Origin of the sequence: Rhizobium sp. SRDI969, from assembly GCF_025152725.1 — a bacterium.
Lineage (GTDB): Bacteria > Pseudomonadota > Alphaproteobacteria > Rhizobiales > Rhizobiaceae > Rhizobium > Rhizobium leguminosarum_I.
Window position 1 is genome coordinate 4,686,181 of record NZ_CP104035.1, and the last position, 18,343, is coordinate 4,704,523.

An 18,343-nucleotide genomic window follows, 5' to 3' on the forward strand; every position below is an offset into this window, starting at 1 on the left:
GCGCCGCGCGTCTTTTCAGACGCGCAAAGGACGCTGTAGCGCTTTTGGACTGCAGTGGTCAGAGCGCCTTGGCGTTTTCCAGAAGCCGGCGGATATATTCAAGCGTCAGCTCACGCTCGAAAACCCGGAAACCTTTAAACAGCGACAGGTCGGCCTCACGCGCGGTCTCGATCGCTTCGGCCTCCATGGCGCGGGCGCGCGGCGTCAGGAAGAGCAGTTGCGCCCGCTTGTCGGACGGATGCGGCCGGCGTTCGATCAACCCGTCGCGGACCATGCGCGAAAGCGTATTGGCCATGGTCGCCTGCTCGATATCGACCCGCTCGAGAAGCTGTTTCTGGGTCAGTCCGTCCTCGGCCCAGAGTTCCAGCAGAATGGGGAACTGGCCCGGAGAAAAACCGAGCCCGACCGCGCGCTGGTGGAGCGAGCGGGCAAAACCCTTCGCCAGCTGACTGGCAAGGTAGGCTCCCGAATCCATGCGGTTAAATCCCATCATTGCAAGTTAGGCTCAAAACCATGCCGGAGACAATGCAGCAATTCGCATATGATGCTCCATAACATGCAAGCTGCGATGATAATTTCGAGTGTCTCGAAAAAACAAAAGTCGCCATGGCCTGGAGGTTGGCCATGGCGACTTTAAAGTGGGGACAAAGGCCCGGAGAGGGGGATAAGGCCTTTGTCCAAGCCTGACGCGGCGGGGGACAAGCCGGTAATCAGACCCGCGGCGCAATCAAGTGCCGGTGACATGGATTTGTGCCTTAGAATGTGGTTTTTCAAGGGAGGGCCATGGTTACAAATCGGTAACAGTTTGGTGAGCCGGAATCCCTGCTGCAGGATTTCGGGAATCGGAATCGATCGAAGGATAAAATTATGCAGCAACGCCCAGTGCTCAGCGTCCTTTGCGCGTCCGACAATGCGCGCGGCGACATAGCGGTCCGAACGCCATAATCCTTTTCGCGCGTCGAACTTTATGCCGAACTCTATATGGACCTCGTCCCATGCCCGCGCTATCCATGCACGCATGAAAAAAGGCGATCACCTCTTCCTAGTCGATGGTTCCGGATTCATCTTCCGGGCGTTTCATGCACTGCCGCCGCTGACGCGCAAGACCGATGGCCTGCCGATCGGCGCCGTGTCCGGTTTCTGCAACATGCTGTGGAAGCTGCTGAAGGACGCGCGCAATACCGATGTCGGTGTGACGCCGACACATCTTGCCGTCATCTTCGATTATTCCGCCAAGACGTTTCGCAAGGATCTCTACAACGCCTACAAGGCGAACCGCTCCGCGCCGCCGGAAGAGCTCATCCCGCAATTCGGCCTTATAAGAGAGGCGACCCGCGCCTTTAATCTGCCCTGCATCGAGACCGAAGGCTTCGAGGCCGACGACATCATCGCCACCTATGCCCGCCAAGCCGAAGCGACCGGCGGCGATGTCACCATCGTCTCCTCCGACAAGGATCTGATGCAGCTCGTCAGCCCCAATGTCCACATGTATGACAGCATGAAGGACAAGCAGATCGGCATTCCCGATGTCATCGAGAAATGGGGCGTGCCGCCGGAAAAGATGATCGACCTGCAGGCGATGACCGGCGATTCCGTCGATAATGTTCCCGGCATTCCCGGCATCGGCCCGAAAACCGCCGCCCAGCTCCTCGAAGAATACGGCGATCTCGACACCCTGCTCGAACGCGCCACCGAGATCAAGCAGGTCAAGCGCCGTGAGACGATCCTCGCCAATCTCGACATGGCCAGGCTCTCGCGCGATCTCGTGCGGCTGCGCACCGATGTGCCGCTCGATCTCGATCTCGACGCGCTGGTGCTGGAACCGCAGAACGGCCCGAAGCTGATCGGCTTCCTGAAGACGATGGAATTCACCACGTTGACGCGCCGTGTCGCCGAAGCCTGCGATTGCGATGCGAGCGCCATCGAACCGGCGATCGTTCGCATCGAATGGGGTGAGACGGCCCGCGGCCCCGATCTCGATGCGGCAGAGCCCGAGCTCGTTGCTGGCGGCATCCCCGACGTCTCGGGCGAATCCGTGCCGGTGCCGCCGCGGGTGAAGGCGAAAGCCGCCGTCGAAGGCGCCTTTTCGCCCGCCGATCTTGCCAAGGCGCGGGCCGAGGCCTTCGCGACGCTGCCCTTCGATCATTCGGCCTATGTGACGATCCGCGACCTGGCGACGCTCGACCGCTGGATCGCCGATGCGCGCGCCACTGGCCTCGTTGCTTTCGATACCGAGACCACGTCGCTGGATGCGATGCAGGCCGAGCTTGTCGGCTTTTCGATGGCGATCGCCGACAATACGGCCGATCCCACCGGCACGAAGATCCGTGCCGCCTATGTGCCGCTCGTCCACAAGAACGGCGTCGGCGATCTGCTCGGCGGCGGCCTTGCCGAAAACCAGATCCCGATGGGCGATGCCCTGCCGCGGCTGAAGGCATTGCTGGAAGACGAATCGGTTCTCAAGGTCGCCCAGAACCTGAAATACGACTACCTGCTGATGAAGCGCTACGGCATCGAGACCAGGAGTTTCGACGACACGATGCTGATCTCCTACGTGCTCGACGCCGGCACCGGTGCGCATGGCATGGACCCGCTCTCGGAAAAATTCCTCGGCCATACCCCGATCCCCTATAAGGACGTGGCGGGCAGCGGCAGGGCGAATGTCACCTTCGATCTGGTCGACATCGACCGCGCCACCCACTATGCCGCCGAAGATGCCGACGTCACGCTGCGCCTCTGGCTGGTGCTGAAGCCGCGGCTGGCGGCGGCAGGGCTGACCAGTGTCTATGAACGGCTGGAGCGGCCGCTGTTACCGGTGCTGGCGCGCATGGAAGCGCGCGGCATCACCGTGGACCGGCAGATCCTGTCGCGGCTCTCCGGCGAGCTGGCCCAAAGTGCAGCAAGGCTGGAGGACGAGATCTACGTGCTGGCCGGCGAACGTTTCAACATTGGCTCGCCGAAGCAGCTGGGCGATATCCTGTTCGGCAAGATGGGCCTTGGCGGCGGCAACAAGACGAAGACAGGCCAATGGTCCACCTCCGCCCAGGTGCTCGAGGATCTGGCCGCCGCCGGTTTCGAATTGCCGCGCAAGATCGTCGACTGGCGCCAGGTCACCAAGCTGAAATCCACCTATACCGACGCGCTTCCGGGTTACGTTCACCCCGAGACAAAGCGGGTCCACACCTCCTATTCGCTGGCATCGACGACCACGGGGCGCCTGTCCTCGTCCGAGCCGAACCTGCAGAACATTCCGGTGCGCACCGCCGAAGGCCGCAAGATTCGCACCGCCTTCATCTCGACGCCTGGCCACAAGCTGATCTCCGCCGACTACAGCCAGATCGAACTGCGCGTGCTTGCCCATGTGGCCGAGATCCCGCAACTCACCAAGGCCTTCGAAGATGGCGTCGATATCCACGCTATGACGGCCTCGGAAATGTTCGGCGTGCCGGTGGAAGGCATGCCGGGCGAGGTGCGCCGCCGCGCCAAGGCCATCAATTTCGGCATCATCTACGGCATCTCGGCCTTCGGCCTTGCCAATCAGCTTTCGATCGAGCGTTCGGAAGCCGGCGACTACATCAAGAAGTATTTCGAGCGTTTCCCCGGCATCCGCGACTATATGGAAAGCCGAAAGGCCATGGCGCGCGACAAGGGTTATGTCGAAACGATCTTCGGCCGCCGCATCAACTATCCCGAAATCCGCTCGTCCAATCCATCCGTGCGCGCCTTCAACGAGCGTGCGGCGATCAATGCGCCGATCCAGGGTTCGGCTGCCGACGTCATCCGCCGGGCGATGATCAAGATAGAGCCAGCGCTTGTTGAAGTTGGCCTCGCCGATCGCGTCAGAATGCTGCTGCAGGTGCATGACGAACTCATCTTCGAGGTCGAGGATGGGGATGTCGAAAAGGCGATGCCGGTCATCGTCTCGGTCATGGAAAACGCCACCATGCCGGCGCTGGAAATGCGTGTGCCGCTGAGGGTCGATGCACGCGCCGCCACCAATTGGGACGAGGCGCATTAAAAGCATGTCGCGCAAAACTGTGCGGCGGTTTTGCGGCAACGACATGCGTGGAATGAAGCCTAAAGCCCCAGGAGCGATCTGAAAGATTGCGACGCGCTTCAGAGCGCCTCGGCAAAATCGGCAAAGATTTTTCTCACTGCCAGAACTCATTGAAAGTGCAGAGATTTATCTCCGGGAGTCGTATCGGTACGATACGGCAGGAAGGAACTTATTAACCTTCCTTTTCTATCCCGGTAGGGTCGTAATTTGCAAAGCATGAGTGAGTAGTGGACGCATGCGTTTTCCCAGAACCAATTTGACGGATGCCGGAGATTTTTCCAGCGAGATTGAAACGGACCTTCCGGCGGAAAACCCAGGGGAGAAGCCGGCGGCACCCATCTGGCAGAGCAACTTTTCCCTCGCGCCGAATGTCCGTTTCACCCGCACGCCGGAAACGCTGATCAGCAGGCGGCGCGCCCCGAATGAGCCCGTTCGCGATGATTCGCAGATTGGACAGCAGGCGATACGGATAGAGCCGGTTGCCGTCGACGTGCCGTTCGATATCTATCTGCCAGAGCCGGACGACATTTCCGCAGCACCGCAGAGGGTCGAACTGCAACAGTCACCTTTGCCTGACGAGCCCGCCTTCCGCGCCAGCGCCGAGCTTTCCTCCATTTCCGATTTCGCCTTCTGGGAAGTCATGGCCTTCGAAGAGGCGCCGGTGCGCGCGCCTTCCTTGATCTCGTTCCCAAAGACCGAGACCTCGCCCGAGTCGATCACGTCGCTGTTCCGGATCATGGAATGGCGCCCCGGCCGGCCGGCCCCTGCTCCCGTCGTCTCGCGCCCGGTCCCGCAGCCCGCCGCGGTCTCCGCAAAGGTGGCTGCGCGCCCTCCGGCCGCCCCGTCCCTGGAAAAGCCCAGGCGTATTGCTGTCGAGGCACCGGTCGTGCTGGTACCTCAGGCGGCGCCAACCCCACGAGCCGCGCCAGCCCCTCAAATTGCATCGGCACCTCAGGCCGCGCCGGCGCCGCAGCGCACGCCGCCTGTCGCCGCGGTTCTGCCGTCGCCGCGCCTAGTTGCGAGGCCCGAAAGGATAGACGCATCCGGCTATGAATTCCCGCCGCGCGCCCTTCTGCAGGAACCGCCGGAACGCCTCGGCGAGATCATGTCGCAGGAGACGCTGGAGCAGAATGCCGGGCTTCTGGAAAGCGTGCTGGAAGATTTCGGCATCAAGGGCGAGATCATCCATGTCCGTCCCGGTCCTGTCGTCACCCTCTATGAATTCGAGCCGGCGCCGGGCGTGAAATCCTCGCGCGTCATCGGTCTTGCCGACGATATCGCCCGCTCGATGTCGGCGCTCTCGGCCCGTGTCGCCGTCGTCCCCGGCCGTAACGTCATCGGCATCGAATTGCCGAATGTGACACGTGAGACCGTCTATTTCCGCGAGATGATCGAAAGCCAGGATTTCGAGAAGAGCGGCTACAAGCTGGCGCTCGGCCTCGGCAAGACCATCGGCGGCGAGCCTGTCATCGCCGAGCTCGCCAAGATGCCACATCTGCTTGTCGCCGGCACCACCGGTTCCGGCAAGTCGGTCGCCATCAATACGATGATCCTGTCGCTGCTCTACCGCATGACGCCGGAACAGTGCCGCCTGATCATGGTCGACCCGAAGATGCTCGAACTCTCCGTCTATGACGGCATCCCGCATCTGCTGACGCCCGTCGTCACCGATCCGAAGAAGGCGGTCATGGCGCTGAAATGGGCCGTGCGCGAAATGGAAGAGCGCTATCGCAAGATGTCGCGCCTCGGTGTCCGCAACATCGACGGTTACAACGACCGCGTCGCCCAGGCCCGCGAAAAGGGCGAGACCATCCATGTCATGGTCCAGGTCGGCTTCGACAAGGGCACCGGCACTCCGATCGAGGAAAGCCAGGCGCTGGACTTGACGCCGATGCCCTATATCGTCGTCATCGTCGATGAGATGGCCGACCTGATGATGGTCGCCGGCAAGGACATCGAAGGTGCGATCCAACGCCTCGCCCAGATGGCGCGCGCTGCCGGCATCCATCTGATCATGGCGACACAGCGTCCGTCGGTCGATGTCATCACCGGCACGATCAAGGCGAATTTCCCGACCCGCATCTCCTTTCAGGTGACCTCGAAGATCGACAGCCGCACCATTCTCGGCGAGCAGGGCGCCGAGCAGCTGCTCGGTCAGGGAGACATGCTGCATATGCAGGGCGGCGGGCGGATTTCCCGCGTTCACGGCCCCTTCGTCTCGGATGTCGAGGTCGAAAAGGTCGTTGCCCATCTGAAGACCCAAGGTCGCCCCGAATATCTCGATACCGTCACCGCCGACGAGGAGGACGAGACGGAAGAGGAAGAGGCTGGCGCCGTCTTCGACAAGAGCGCCATGGCCTCGGAGGATGGCAACGAACTCTACGAGCAGGCGGTCAAGGTCGTCATGCGCGACAAGAAATGCTCGACCTCCTACATCCAGCGCCGCCTTGGCATCGGCTATAACCGCGCTGCTTCGTTGGTGGAACGCATGGAAAAAGAAGGTCTGGTCGGTCCGGCCAATCACGTCGGCAAGCGCGAGATCGTCTCGGGACGGGGCGACAGCGATTAATCGATAGTGGCATGGAGTGCAGGGGCACTCCATTTCATGTCCTCAAGGCAGCCCAGCCGAACCGTCTCGCTGACAAACGCGGTCTTTCCGCCGGTGTAAAAATCCCAATCGCCGCCTGCCTCCGCAGCCAGCTGGCGTTTCAGCTCGGCATAGGCTTTGGCCCTCTCGGGATGATCCCGGAGATAATCGCGAAACAGAATGCGCTCCCGATGTGAGCGATTATCGGGTCCGCAAAGATAGAGCTTGAAACCATGACCTTCATGATCACGGGTGAAGGCCCATCGTTGCTCTCCTGTGTCACCGTGGAAGACGAAATCGGCAGCGCGCACCACCTCGATCGCCGCCGGCAGGAACACGTCGGATATCATCACGGCAGCAAGGTCGATCTTCGCCTTGGCCGCCAGGCCAGGCACCGAGGTGCTGCCGATATGATCGATGGAAAGCAGGCGGTCGCCAAGCAAGGCGGAGACCTCGGTGCTGATCTCGGCAAAGAGCCGCGGCCAGGAAGGATTGTAGTCGAGCACCTTGATGGCACGCATTCCCCTCCTCTCGATCTGTTCAGTGCGTCTTGGTCAGCAACCCGTCCAGGATCTCGATCATCTTCTGCTCGGCCTCTTCGAGCGAGCCGCTATTGTCGAGCTCCGTCACGTCGTATTCGCCGCGCACCGTCAGCGGTCCGCGGGCAAGCCGGGCCATGATATCCTCATGCGTCTCGCGGCCGCGCGCCTCCAGCCGGCCGGCGAGCACTTCGGGGCGGGCGGTGACGTTGATGACTTTCAGCCGCGGGAAGGCGGCCTGGAAGCGATGAAGCGCCGAGCGCGAGCCGTTGGCGACGACGACGTGGCCTTTCGACAACGCTACCGAAACCTCGGCCGGAATGCCGTATTTCAGCCCGTGCGCTTCCCACCAGACGGCGAAGGAGCCTGACTGTTCCATGGCGGCAAACCCTTGGAGGGAGACGGAAAGATGATCTTCTCCGCCGGCGTCACGGTGACGGGTGATGACGCGGCGGACGAAATGCACATCGTCGCGGCCCTTGAAACGCCGGGCCGCGAGGTACATCAGCGTGTCCTTGCCGGCACCGCTCGGGCCGACGACGACGACCATGATGCCGCGCTCGGCTCCGGCTCCTGCGTGGGGTTCGTGTGACATCATGCGACACGGCGTCCCTGGCGCCAGACCGAGCGTGTCACCGGCACACCATGCGAACGATGGACGCGGACAAGATCGGCGCGCAGCCCCGTCGCGATCCGTCCGCGATCATCGAGGCTGACGGTGCGGGCGGGCGTCGACGTCACCATGGCGATCGCCTTCGGCAGGCTGATGCTCTCTACGTCGTCGGCGAGGATGAACGGTGCATGCAGCAGGCTGAGCGGCACGTAGTCGGAGGAAAGCACGTCGAGCACGCCCATCTCGGCAAGGTCGCGGGCGGCGATGTTGCCGGAATGAGATTTGCCGCGCACGATGTTCGGCGCGCCCATCAGTACGCTCATGCCATGTCCGTGCGACGCCCGGGCGGCATCGAAGCTGGTCGGGAATTCGGCCAGGCGCACGCCGTTGTCGATCGCCTCGTCGACATGCGAGAGCGTCGCATCATCATGGCTTGCCACGGTAATGCCGCGCTCGGCGCAGACCTTGGCGATGGCGTTGCGGTGCGGCGTCGAATTGCGCGCCGATTCTGCCTGGCGCTTGGCGACGAAATGGGCGAAGGCCTCGTCGCTCAGGCCCCGCTTCTTCTGGTAGTAGAAGATATATTGATCCATCGTCTGAAACTGACGCTGGCCGGGCGCATGATCCATCAGCGAGACGAGCCGCACATGCCGGTCGTTTTCGAAATCGGCGAAATGTTCGAGGACATTGTCGGCCGAGACCTCGCAGCGCAAATGGATGAGGTGCTCGGCACGCAGCCTGCCTTCCGTCTCCGCCGACTGGATGGCGTCGGCCATCTCGCGCATCTCGCCATGTTCGAAGCCACCGTCCTCGTCCGCACCCATGCGCAGGCAGTCGAACACCGTGGTAATGCCTGAGGTAACGATCTGGGCGTCATGCGCCTGGATGGCGGCTGTCTTGTTCCAGCGAATGCCGGGGCGCGGCTGATAATGGCCTTCGAGATGATCGGTGTGCAGCTCGACGAGACCGGGAATGACGTAGTCGCCTTCGAAATCTTCGCCGGCTACCGAGTTGCCCCCGGAGATGTCGGCGATCTTCCCGTCGCGGATGAGGATCGAGCCCGAGAGGATGTCGTCCTCGAGAACGATGCGGGCGTTGGAAAACACGGTCTCTTTGCTCATGGCGTCAGGTCTTTCAGCTTTTGGCGCCGGCAAGCGGCAGCCAGGAATGAATTTTGAACGGGGCACCGCGCGTCTCTTCGATGAAGACGGCAAGGCCGGAAATCGAAAGCGGCCGGCCGGTGAAACCGGCAAAACGCTCGGTCAGAATCGCTTTCATCACCTCGGCGCGTGTCTCGAGCACCTGGCCGGTCAGCGTCATGTGAAAGCCGAAATCCTCCATAACGTAAGGATAACCCCAGCGCTGCAGATGGGCGCGCTGGCTGTCGCTGAGCTTCTCCGGATTGCGCCGCGCCATATCGGCCTCGGAAAGCGCTGCGCGAAACGGTTCGAACGACCTTACCACCTTCGCGGCGAAATCCTGAAGAGGTTGATGAACAGAACCGGGAACGAGAGCAAAAAAACGGCCGAGCTGGCCGAGCACGAGTTCAGGAATCTCGAAGGCTTGCGTGCGCTTAGCAAAATCCTCGGCGACGGTCATGAGATCCTTCTCGGTGACCGAAGAGGCGAGCGAAAAGGGCGCCTTGATCGTGGCGTGAAAGCCGTAGCGGCGCGGGTCGGCGGTCAGCTCGAATTGCTCTGCCGCACTCAGTTGCTCATATTCCGGTGCCGGATAGGTCTCGCCGGTGAAAGCATTGCGACCGAGCCAGAGCGAGGCCGCGCCGGTCAGGGGATCATCCTTCGGCGGCGAGAAATAGAGAGCGTAGCGCAAGGCTTTTATCCTGGAGATCGTCCAAACGGGGAGGGCACTGTGCATTGATTTGACGGCGAACCGCAAGCAGGCTCCCGGCTAAAAGATTTCCGTGACAGAATGATGATGGCGGCAGCGCCGCCACTGCTTTGACGGACGGATCAGTGGGCTTTCGTGCCCATTAGCCGGTGGCGCAGGGCGTTCGAGGCGGTGTCGAAAATGAAGACGACGATCAGGATCAGAATGACCATGTAGGCGACGTTTTCCCAATTGGCATTGGTGCGCATGGCCTCCCACAGCTTGAGGCCGATTCCGCCGGCGCCGACGGCGCCGATGATGGTCGCGCCGCGCACGTTCGATTCCCATTGGTAGAGCGTCTGGCTGACGAAGACGGGAACGATCTGCGGCATAATGCCGTAACGGTGAACGAGCACGGTCTGGGCGCCTGTTGATTTGACGCCTTCCCGCGGCTTGTTGTCGATATTCTCGAGGCCTTCGGAATAGAGCTTGCCGAGCGTGCCGGTCTCGGTGAGGAAGATCGCACCGCTGCCGGCAAGCGGTCCGGGCCCGAAGGCGCGCGTCAGGAACAGCGCCCAGATCAGCATGTCGACCGAGCGCAGGAAATCGAAGAAGCGCTTCAGGACCTGGTTCAGCAGGCGGTTCGGCGTAATGTTGCGGGCTGCCAGGAAGGCCAGCGGAAAGGCGGTAAGCGCGCCGAGCAGCGTGCCGAGGAAAGCCATGACGATCGTCTGGAAAAGCTTGGTCCAGACGTCACCGTGCTGCCATTCGCTGTTGTTCCAGATGTCGTCGAAGGCGAGCGACAGATTGGATTGGTCGGACTTGATGCGGGGGCCGGAGACGATGAGGCTGACGACCTCGCCGACCGGCTTGTCGAAGAAGGATGATTGCGTGTCGAAGATGAAATTTGCCCAGCCGATGAAACGTTTGCGGATCTTCACCCGGTCGACGGAGATGCTGACATTGCCGGCAAAGCCGAGATCGGCCAGCACGTTGTCGTCATAGACCGTTATCCAGCCGGGCACCGGCCCGATCACCTTCGGCGCACCGCTCGAAACTTCGACCGGGACGCTGACGCCATGCGCGGTGACGATCGTCTCGCTCTTCGAGACGGTGACGGTGCGGCTGGTGCCGCTGATCGAAACGGTGATGCTGCCGTCGGGGTTGTTGACCAGCCAGTTCGGATGCGGATTGTCGCCGAGCGGCGAGAAACGCGGATAACGGATGTCGATCGAGCCGTCGTCCCCAATGCGGAATTCCGGCTGGACGTCGTAGCTCACCCATTGGCTGAGATAGATGCCGACGCGCTCCCAATGGGCCTCGGCGAAGAGCTTGGGCAGGTCGAAGAACCAGACGGCATAGAGGCTGTAGAGCAGCGTTGCGATGAGGATCATCAGCCCGCCGAAACGCTGGCGGAGCGATCGGTGGAAATATTCGGGGTAGCGGGTTTCTATCTCGTGCATGCGGTTTGCGTCGATCACCGTCATGGCGGCCTCAATGTTGCAGGAGGAAGGCGTGTTCACCGACAAGACGGCGGCGCAGCCATGCGGAGAACTGGTCGACGGCGACGATCGTCACGAACAGCAGCAGAACGAGCGCCATGGTCTTGGCGCCGAAACCGCGCGAGATCGAAAGCTTCAGCTCCTCGCCGATGCCACCGCCGCCGACGGCGCCGATGATGGTCGAAGCACGCACATTGACCTCGAGGCGCAGCAGCGCATAGGAGGTGAAATTCGGCAGCACTTGCGGCAGGGCGGCAAAGCGCACGCGTTCCCACCAGTTGGCGCCCACGGCCTTCATGCCCTCGTGAGGCTTCATGTCGATATTTTCGGCCACTTCGTAGAAGAGTTTGCCGAGCGCGCCGATCGTGTGCAGGGTGATGGCGATGATGGCGGCGACCGGCCCGATCGACAGGATCGCCGAAAACAGCCCGGCAATGACGATTTCAGGGAAGGCGCGCAGAAACTCCATCAGCCGCTTGGTGAAGATGCGCAACGGCCATGAATTCGTCAGGTTGCGCGCGGCAAAGAAGCTCAAGGGAACGGCAATGACGAAGGCGATGATCGTCGAGATCAGCGCCACGTTGATGGTGACGATCATCAGCTCGAAATATTCGGGAATGTAGAAGGCGCCCCAGACATAGACGCGTCCCTTGTCGAAATTGAATTCCTCGCCGCCCTTGTCGTTGACGCTCGCTATGTCGAACAGCGCGCGCCAGACATCGTCCCAATCCTTGGGGATGAGCCAGCTCAGGAAGTCGAAGAGATGCGGCAGGCGGTCGAAGAAATGGCCGGCATTGCTCTCGTCGGCGAAGCGGACCGAACTGATGAAAGCCGCAATGAGGATAACCAGGCCGAGGATGGTGTAGAAGCGGCGCTTGGCGACCATCCGGCTCCAGGCGGTGCCGATCTCCTGCGTGCTCTGCATGTGCGGCTGTGTATCGGCAATAGTCATCAACGCCTCGCCTACTTCATAATTCTATCCTCAAATCGGAATCGATTTGAGGATAGAATTATGCAGCAATTCAAAGTGCTACAGCGTCCTTTGCGCGTCTAAGACGCGCGGCGCTGTAGTCAAAGATAAAGGGCGGCCGTTTCCGGCCGCCCCGCATTCAAGAGGCCGATCAGCCGCCGATGGCAGCTTTGCGGACTTCAACGACAGTGTTGTAGAAGTCGTGCTTGACGGGCGAGTAGCCCTTGTAATCGCCGCCTTCGATAGCCGCGAAGCACTTGTGATCCTTTTCCGGCAGAGCCGTGAAGAAGCCTGCAAGCTTCGTCTGCCATTCTTCGCCGAGAGCGTTGCGAACGACGAGCGGGCCGTTCGGAATCAGCGGCGAACGCCATACTTCGACCAGCTTGTTCGGATCGACGGCGCCCTTGTCGACTTCCTTGCGGAAGGTGCCGGAGGTGTAGCCGTCCTTGAAATCGCCGATGCCCGAGCTATCGTCGACGGCGACGTCGACCTTACCGTCATAGGCGGCGAGAAGGTTGTTCTCGTGGCCGCCGTTGAACTGGGTCGAAGCGAAGAACTTATCGTTCGGCATGCCCGTGTCCTTCGGGATCTGCGTCAGCGGAACGAGGTAGCCGGAGGTGGAATCCGGGTCGGCGTAGCCGAGCTTCTTGCCCTTGGCGTCCTGGATGGTCTTGATGCCCGATGATTTCAGAGCGAGGCCGATCGAGTGGTAACCCGTCGAGCCGTCCTTCTGCTGCGTCGTCAGGATCGGCGTGACAGCCTTCGGATCCTTGATGTAGACGGCTGCGTAGCCGGAAGCGCCGAGTTCGGCGAAGTCGAGCGTGCCGCCGAGCAGACCCTGGATAACGCCGTCATAGTCGGCGGCCGGGAAGAGCGAAACCTTCTCGAAGCCGAATTCCTGCTTCAGATGGTCGGCAAGGCAGGCATAGTTGCGCAGGCGGTCGGTTTCGTTTTCGCCGCCGAGGATGCCGATGCGGAATTCCTTGAGATCTGCAGCATGGGCAGCGCCGGCGAGCGCGAAGAGCGCCGTTGCCGCAAAGAGTGCTTTCTTCAACATGTTCTCTCCTATTGACCGGTGTCCCCGGTCTTCCCGTTACGAAGAAGTGTGCCCTTGACGCGGGCGCTCGATCGCGGCTGCCTCTCAGAGGCCGGCCAGCGCCAGCGGGGTGCCGGCGGATTGATTGTCTGCCCGCTCGGGGGCTGTATTGATCGATGTCGAGGTCACCGTTTCGTCGATGCCGGCGCCGTCCTTGTCCGTCCCGTAGATTTCCTTCACCGCTGCGGCGGTCAGCTCCGAGGGCTTGCCCTCGAAGACGACGCGGCCGCCGGCCATGCCGACGATGCGCTCACAATAGTTGCGGGCGGTGTCGAGCGTATGAAGGTTGGTGATGACGGTGATGCCCTCGCGCTCGTTGATATCGCGCAGCGCATCCATGACGATCTTGGCGTTCAACGGATCGAGCGAGGCGATCGGCTCGTCGGCAAGAACCATCTTCGGGTTCTGCATCAGCGCGCGGGCGATCGCCACGCGCTGCTGCTGGCCGCCGGAAAGCGTGCCGGCTGCCTGCAGCGCCGTCTGCTCGATGCCGAGGCGCTCGAGTGCCGCGATGGCATGCACGCGTTCCTCGCGGGTGAAGATGTTGAGCAGGCTCATAAGCGTCGAGCGGTGATTGAGGCGGCCGAGCATGACATTGGTGAGAACGTCGAGGCGTGGCACCAGATTGAACTGCTGGAAGATCATCGCGCAGTCGCGCTGCCAGTTGCGTAGCGCCTGGCCGCGAAGCCCGGAGACCTCGACGCCGGCGAAATGAACGGAGCCGGAGCTCGGCTCCTGAAGGCGGTTGATCATGCGCAGCAGCGTCGACTTGCCGGCGCCGGAGCGGCCGATGATGCCGACCATCTGCCCCTGGGGAATGGCGAGCGTGACGGAATCGACAGCGAGCTTTTTTCCGAAACGACGTGTGACATTCTTCAGCTCGAACATCATGCTCTTCCCTTGCGATCCAGGCCTTGGTCAGCATCGCATTAGTCCCGCTTGATGAACCTCACATGTCATATTTGTGTAAGTCCTGTCACAATTCTTCGCCCCTATATCGGGGGTTTAGCCGCCGTAGCGGCACAGGAAATCTTCCGCGTCCAGGTTGCGAAAATCCTGGAGCGCCTGGCGCAGCCGGTCATGCTCCCAGTCCCACCAGGAAAGCCTGTCCATCCGTTCGCCGACCTCTCTTGGAAAGCGCTCGCGGATGAGCTTGGCCGGCACGCCGCCGACGATCGTATAGGGCGCGACGTCCTTCGACACGACGGCGCCGGCTCCGATCACCGCGCCGTTGCCGACGTTGACGCCGGGCAGAATCGTCGCGCCGTGGCCGATCCAGACGTCGTTGCCGATGGTCACGCGGTTTGCGCGCCGCCAAGCAAAGAAGTCCGTCTCCATATCGCCGTCCGGCCAGTAGTCGGCGGCGCGATAGGTGAAATGATGCAGCGTCGCACGCCAGGTCGGATGGTTGGTGGCGTTGATGCGCACGGCGGCGGCGATATTGACGAACTTGCCGATCGTCGCACACCAGACGGAGCCGTCCTGCATGATGTAGGAATAGTCGCCGAACGTGGCCTCGCTGATGCGGCAGCGTTCCGAGACCTCGGTATAGCGCCCGAAGGTGGAATCGCTGACGGATGCCGTTTCATGAAAGTAGGGCTCGATATCAAGCTTGCGGCTCATGCAGCGATCTTTCCGGGTGAGAACTGCTGGACGTCGAGAATGCGGTCGGCGACGGCTTCGCGCACTTCCTCGTCGTGGAAGATGCCGAGAAGGGCCACACCCGCCGTTTTCTTTTCCGCGATCATGCCGACGACGACGGCACGGTTCCTGGCATCGAGCGAGGCTGTGGGTTCGTCGAGAAGCAGGATCGTATGCTCGGTGATGAAGCCGCGCGCGATGTTGACGCGTTGCTGCTCGCCGCCGGAGAAGGTGGCGGGCGGAAGCTGCCAGAGCGTTTCCGGCAGATTGAGCCTGGCAAGCAGGGCGCCCGCCTTTTGCCGTGCCATGACGGCGTCCTCGCCGCGTGCCACCAGCGGTTCGGCAACCACGTCGATCGCCGCGACGCGCGGCACGGTGCGCAGGAACTGGCTGACATAGCCAAGTGTATTGCGGCGGACGTTGAGCACGGTGCGCGGATCGGTAGAGGCGAGATCGACGATGCGTCCGTCGTGGCAAATGAGGATCTGGCCGGTGTCGACGGCATAATTGCCGTAGATCATCTTGAGCAGCGAGCTCTTGCCGATGCCGGACGGGCCGCCGAGCACGACGCATTCGCCCGATGCGACCGAGAAGGCGACATCGGAGACGACGGGCAACTTGATGCCGTCGCGCAGATGCATGGTGAAGCTCTTCGAGACTTCGGAAACGACGAGGGGCGTTGCCATGATTCTTTCTTCCTTGGTTTAGGACCCAGCGCCGCGCGTCTGAAAGACGCGCAAGGCGTTGTAACATTTGCTCAGACCTGCAGGATCGAGGAGACGAGCAGCTGCGTATAAGGTTCGCGCGGGTCGTCGAGCACGCGGTCGGTCAGCCCGTGTTCGATGACGTAGCCGTCCTTCATCACCATCATCCGGTGCGAGAGCAGGCGTGCGACGGCGAGATCGTGGGTGACGATGATGGCCGAGAGGCCGAGGTCGTTGACGAGGCCGCGCACGAGATCGAGCAGCCGCGCCTGCACCGAGACGTCGAGGCCGCCTGTGGGTTCATCCATGAAGACGAGGCGTGGGCCGGTGACGAGGTTGCGGGCGATCTGCAATCGCTGGCGCATGCCGCCGGAAAAGGCACGCGGCTGGTCGTCGATGCGGTCGGCGTCGATCTCGACGCGTTCGAGCCAGTCGATCGCCGAAGCGCGGATCTTGCCGTAGTGCCGGTCGCCGATCGCCATCAGCCGTTCGCCGACATTGGCGCCGGCAGAAACGGTCATGCGCAGGCCATCGGCCGGGTTCTGGTGCACGAAGCCCCAGTCGGTGCGCATCAGGAAGCGCCGCTCGGCCTCGTTCATGCGATAGAGATCGCGATAGCTGCCATCGCGCATGTGATATTCGACGCTGCCGGTGCTCGGCAGCAGCCGGGTGGAGAGGCAGTTGAGCAGCGTCGTCTTGCCGGAGCCGGATTCACCGACGACGGCGAGCACTTCGCCGGGCCAGAGCTCGAACGAGACGTCGCGGCAGCCGATGCGGTTGCCGTAGAATTTCGAAACGTCGTGGACTTTGAGAAGCGGGGTATCGCTCATTCTGCAGCCTCCCGGGCCAGCATCTCGCCGGCATGTCCGTGCGCGCGGCGGTCTTCGCAATGATCGGTGTCGGAGCAGACGAACATCCGCCCGCCCTTGTCGTCGAGAACCACCTCGTCGAGATAGACGTCCTCGGCGCCGCAAAGGGCGCAGGGCTTGTCGAAGCGCTGGATATCGAAGGGATAATCTTCGAAATCCAGGCTGACGACGTCGGTATAGGGCGGAACCGCATAAATGCGCTTCTCGCGTCCGGCACCGAAGAGCTGCAGCGCGTCCGACATATGCATCTTCGGATTGTCGAATTTCGGCGTCGGCGACGGGTCCATGACATAGCGGCCGTGGACCTTCACCGGATAAGCGTAAGTCCGCGAGATGCGGCCGTTATGAGCGATATCCTCGTAGAGCTTCACATGCATGAGGCCGTATTCTTCAAGCGCGTGCATCTTGCGCGTCTCGGTCTCGCGCGGCTCGAGGAAGCGCAGCGGCTCGGGGATCGGCACCTGGTAGACGAGCACCTGCCCGACCCTAAGCTTTTCTTCGGGAATGCGGTGGCGCGTCTGGATGATCGTTGCATCCTTTGTATGCGTCGTCACCGCGACATTGGCGACCTTCTGGAAGAAGGCGCGAATGGAAACGGCGTTGGTCGTGTCGTCAGCGCCCTGGTCGATGACCTTCAGCACGTCGTCCGGTCCAATGATCGAGGCCGTCACCTGCACGCCGCCGGTGCCCCAGCCATAGGGCATCGGCATTTCGCGCGAGGCGAAGGGCACCTGGTAGCCGGGAATGGCGATCGCCTTCAGGATGGCGCGGCGGATCATCCGCTTGGTCTGTTCGTCGAGATAGGCGAAGTTGTAGCTGGCCAGATCGGTCATTCGGCGGCTTCCTTCATGTCTTCGCCACCGTTGCGGGCGGCTTCGAATTCGCGGCGCATGCGGCGGACGAGATCGAGTTCGGCCTGGAAGTCCACATAATGCGGAAGCTTCAGATGCTCGACGAAGCCCGTCGCCTGGACGTTGTCGGAGTGCGAGATGACGAATTCCTCGTCCTGGGCCGGTGCGGTGATATCCTCGCCGAGCTCTTCGGCGCGAAGCGCACGATCAACAAGCGACATCGCCATCGCCTTGCGTTCGCTCTGGCCGAAGACCAGGCCGTAGCCGCGGGTAAATTGCGGCGGCGCCTTGGCCGACCCCTTGAACTGGTTGACCATCTGGCATTCGGTGATCTGGATCGTGCCGAGCGAGACGGCGAAACCAAGTTCCGGCACGTCGAATTCCACCTCGACGTCGCCGATGCGGATTTCACCGGTGAAGGGGTGGTTGCGGCCATAGCCGCGCTGGGTCGAATAACCGAGCGCCAGCAGGAAGCCCTCGTCGCCGCGGGCAAGCGCCTGCAGGCGGAGATCCCGGGTCATCGGGAATTCCATCGGTTCGCGGGTCAGGTCGCCGATCTCGTGATCTTCCGGCATGTCGCCGTCGGCCTCGATCAGGCCTTCCTCGCCGAGGATCTCGGAGACGCGCATGACACGGCCGGCCTCGGCGACGCGCTGAGCGGGCGTCTCCACCGCCTCGTCCGAAAGCAGCGAGGGATCGAGCAGCCGGTGGGTATAGTCGAAGGTGGGCCCAAGAAGCTGGCCGCCCGGCAGATCCTTGTAGGTCGCCGAGATGCGGCGTTCGATCGTCATATCAGCCGTGTCGAGCGGCCTGGAATAGCCGAAACGTGGCAGCGTCGTGCGGTAAGCGCGCAGCAGGAAGATCGCCTCGATCATGTCACCGCGCGATTGGCGGATGGCGAGGGCAGCGAGTGTGCGGTCGAAAAGCGAAGCCTCGGCCATGACGCGGTCGACGGCGAGCGCCAACTGCGCCACGATCTGTTCGATGCCGATCGCCGGCAGCGAACGGTCGCCGCGGCGGCGGTCGGCGAGCAGGCGGTGGGCATTGGCGATGGCGGTCTCGCCACCCTTGACGGCAACATACATGA

16 protein-coding genes are annotated in these 18,343 nt (G+C 62.1%); 2 read left to right on the plus strand and 14 right to left on the minus strand.

Annotation, left to right across the window (positions count from 1 at the left end; genetic code table 11):
- Nucleotides 1–58: 58 nt before the first annotated feature.
- The gene (locus tag N2A41_RS23055; protein ID WP_017966488.1) at nt 59–475 is read right to left on the minus strand and encodes a MarR family winged helix-turn-helix transcriptional regulator; all 417 of its coding nucleotides are present in this window, start codon (nt 473–475) and stop codon (nt 59–61) included.
- Between the two features lie 543 nt (nt 476–1,018).
- Here N2A41_RS23055 and polA point away from each other — a divergent pair.
- Together polA and N2A41_RS23065 are read left to right on the plus strand one after the other, a co-directional pair.
- Entirely contained in the window at nt 1,019–4,018 is a 3,000-nt protein-coding gene (gene polA / locus N2A41_RS23060; RefSeq protein WP_260109786.1) for a DNA polymerase I, read from the plus strand.
- 274 nt (nt 4,019–4,292) lie between these two features.
- The gene (locus tag N2A41_RS23065) at nt 4,293–6,626 is read left to right on the plus strand and encodes a DNA translocase FtsK (protein WP_260109787.1); all 2,334 of its coding nucleotides are present in this window, start codon (nt 4,293–4,295) and stop codon (nt 6,624–6,626) included.
- On the opposite strand, the gene N2A41_RS23070 is transcribed toward N2A41_RS23065, so the two are convergent.
- The 13 genes from N2A41_RS23070 to N2A41_RS23130 all read right to left on the minus strand — a co-directional run bounded on the left by N2A41_RS23070 (nt 6,623) and on the right by N2A41_RS23130 (nt 18,341).
- Entirely contained in the window at nt 6,623–7,165 is a 543-nt protein-coding gene (locus N2A41_RS23070) for a GrpB family protein (protein ID WP_260109788.1), read from the minus strand. The genes N2A41_RS23065 and N2A41_RS23070 overlap by 4 nt on opposite strands.
- A gap of 19 nt (nt 7,166–7,184) precedes the next feature.
- The gene (phnN, locus tag N2A41_RS23075; protein ID WP_260109789.1) at nt 7,185–7,781 is read right to left on the minus strand and encodes a phosphonate metabolism protein/1,5-bisphosphokinase (PRPP-forming) PhnN; all 597 of its coding nucleotides are present in this window, start codon (nt 7,779–7,781) and stop codon (nt 7,185–7,187) included.
- Complete coding sequence (locus N2A41_RS23080) at nt 7,778–8,917, minus strand: alpha-D-ribose 1-methylphosphonate 5-triphosphate diphosphatase (RefSeq protein ID WP_260109790.1); 1,140 nt, start codon at nt 8,915–8,917, stop codon at nt 7,778–7,780. Before N2A41_RS23080 ends, phnN begins: the two co-directional genes overlap by 4 nt.
- 13 nt (nt 8,918–8,930) lie before the next feature.
- Entirely contained in the window at nt 8,931–9,626 is a 696-nt protein-coding gene (locus tag N2A41_RS23085; RefSeq protein ID WP_017966494.1) for a DUF1045 domain-containing protein, read from the minus strand.
- Between the two features lie 140 nt (nt 9,627–9,766).
- Complete coding sequence (gene phnE / locus N2A41_RS23090) at nt 9,767–11,110, minus strand: phosphonate ABC transporter, permease protein PhnE (RefSeq protein WP_260109791.1); 1,344 nt, start codon at nt 11,108–11,110, stop codon at nt 9,767–9,769.
- A 7-nt stretch (nt 11,111–11,117) separates the two neighbouring features.
- Nucleotides 11,118–12,077 (minus strand): phosphonate ABC transporter, permease protein PhnE, encoded by a 960-nt coding sequence (gene phnE / locus N2A41_RS23095; RefSeq protein WP_017966496.1) that lies wholly within the window; start codon nt 12,075–12,077, stop codon nt 11,118–11,120.
- A gap of 169 nt (nt 12,078–12,246) precedes the next feature.
- Entirely contained in the window at nt 12,247–13,152 is a 906-nt protein-coding gene (phnD, locus tag N2A41_RS23100; protein WP_162115563.1) for a phosphonate ABC transporter substrate-binding protein, read from the minus strand.
- A gap of 84 nt (nt 13,153–13,236) precedes the next feature.
- Nucleotides 13,237–14,079 carry a phosphonate ABC transporter ATP-binding protein gene (gene phnC, locus N2A41_RS23105; protein ID WP_222292060.1) on the minus strand — a complete coding sequence of 281 codons (843 nt, stop codon included), beginning with the start codon at nt 14,077–14,079 and terminating at the stop codon, nt 13,237–13,239.
- 117 nt (nt 14,080–14,196) lie between these two features.
- A complete protein-coding gene (locus N2A41_RS23110) occupies nt 14,197–14,814 on the minus strand; it encodes a DapH/DapD/GlmU-related protein (RefSeq protein WP_162115562.1) in 618 nt (205 codons plus the stop codon).
- Entirely contained in the window at nt 14,811–15,518 is a 708-nt protein-coding gene (phnL, locus tag N2A41_RS23115; protein WP_260109792.1) for a phosphonate C-P lyase system protein PhnL, read from the minus strand. Before phnL ends, N2A41_RS23110 begins: the two co-directional genes overlap by 4 nt.
- 71 nt (nt 15,519–15,589) lie before the next feature.
- Nucleotides 15,590–16,366, minus strand: a complete 777-nt coding sequence (gene phnK, locus N2A41_RS23120) for a phosphonate C-P lyase system protein PhnK (RefSeq protein ID WP_017966501.1) — start codon at nt 16,364–16,366, stop codon at nt 15,590–15,592.
- The gene (locus N2A41_RS23125; protein ID WP_210066709.1) at nt 16,363–17,238 is read right to left on the minus strand and encodes an alpha-D-ribose 1-methylphosphonate 5-phosphate C-P-lyase PhnJ; all 876 of its coding nucleotides are present in this window, start codon (nt 17,236–17,238) and stop codon (nt 16,363–16,365) included. The genes phnK and N2A41_RS23125 overlap by 4 nt, the downstream gene beginning before the upstream one ends.
- Complete coding sequence (locus N2A41_RS23130; RefSeq protein ID WP_222385645.1) at nt 17,235–18,341, minus strand: carbon-phosphorus lyase complex subunit PhnI; 1,107 nt, start codon at nt 18,339–18,341, stop codon at nt 17,235–17,237. The genes N2A41_RS23125 and N2A41_RS23130 overlap by 4 nt, the downstream gene beginning before the upstream one ends.
- Nucleotides 18,342–18,343: the final 2 nt, after the last annotated feature.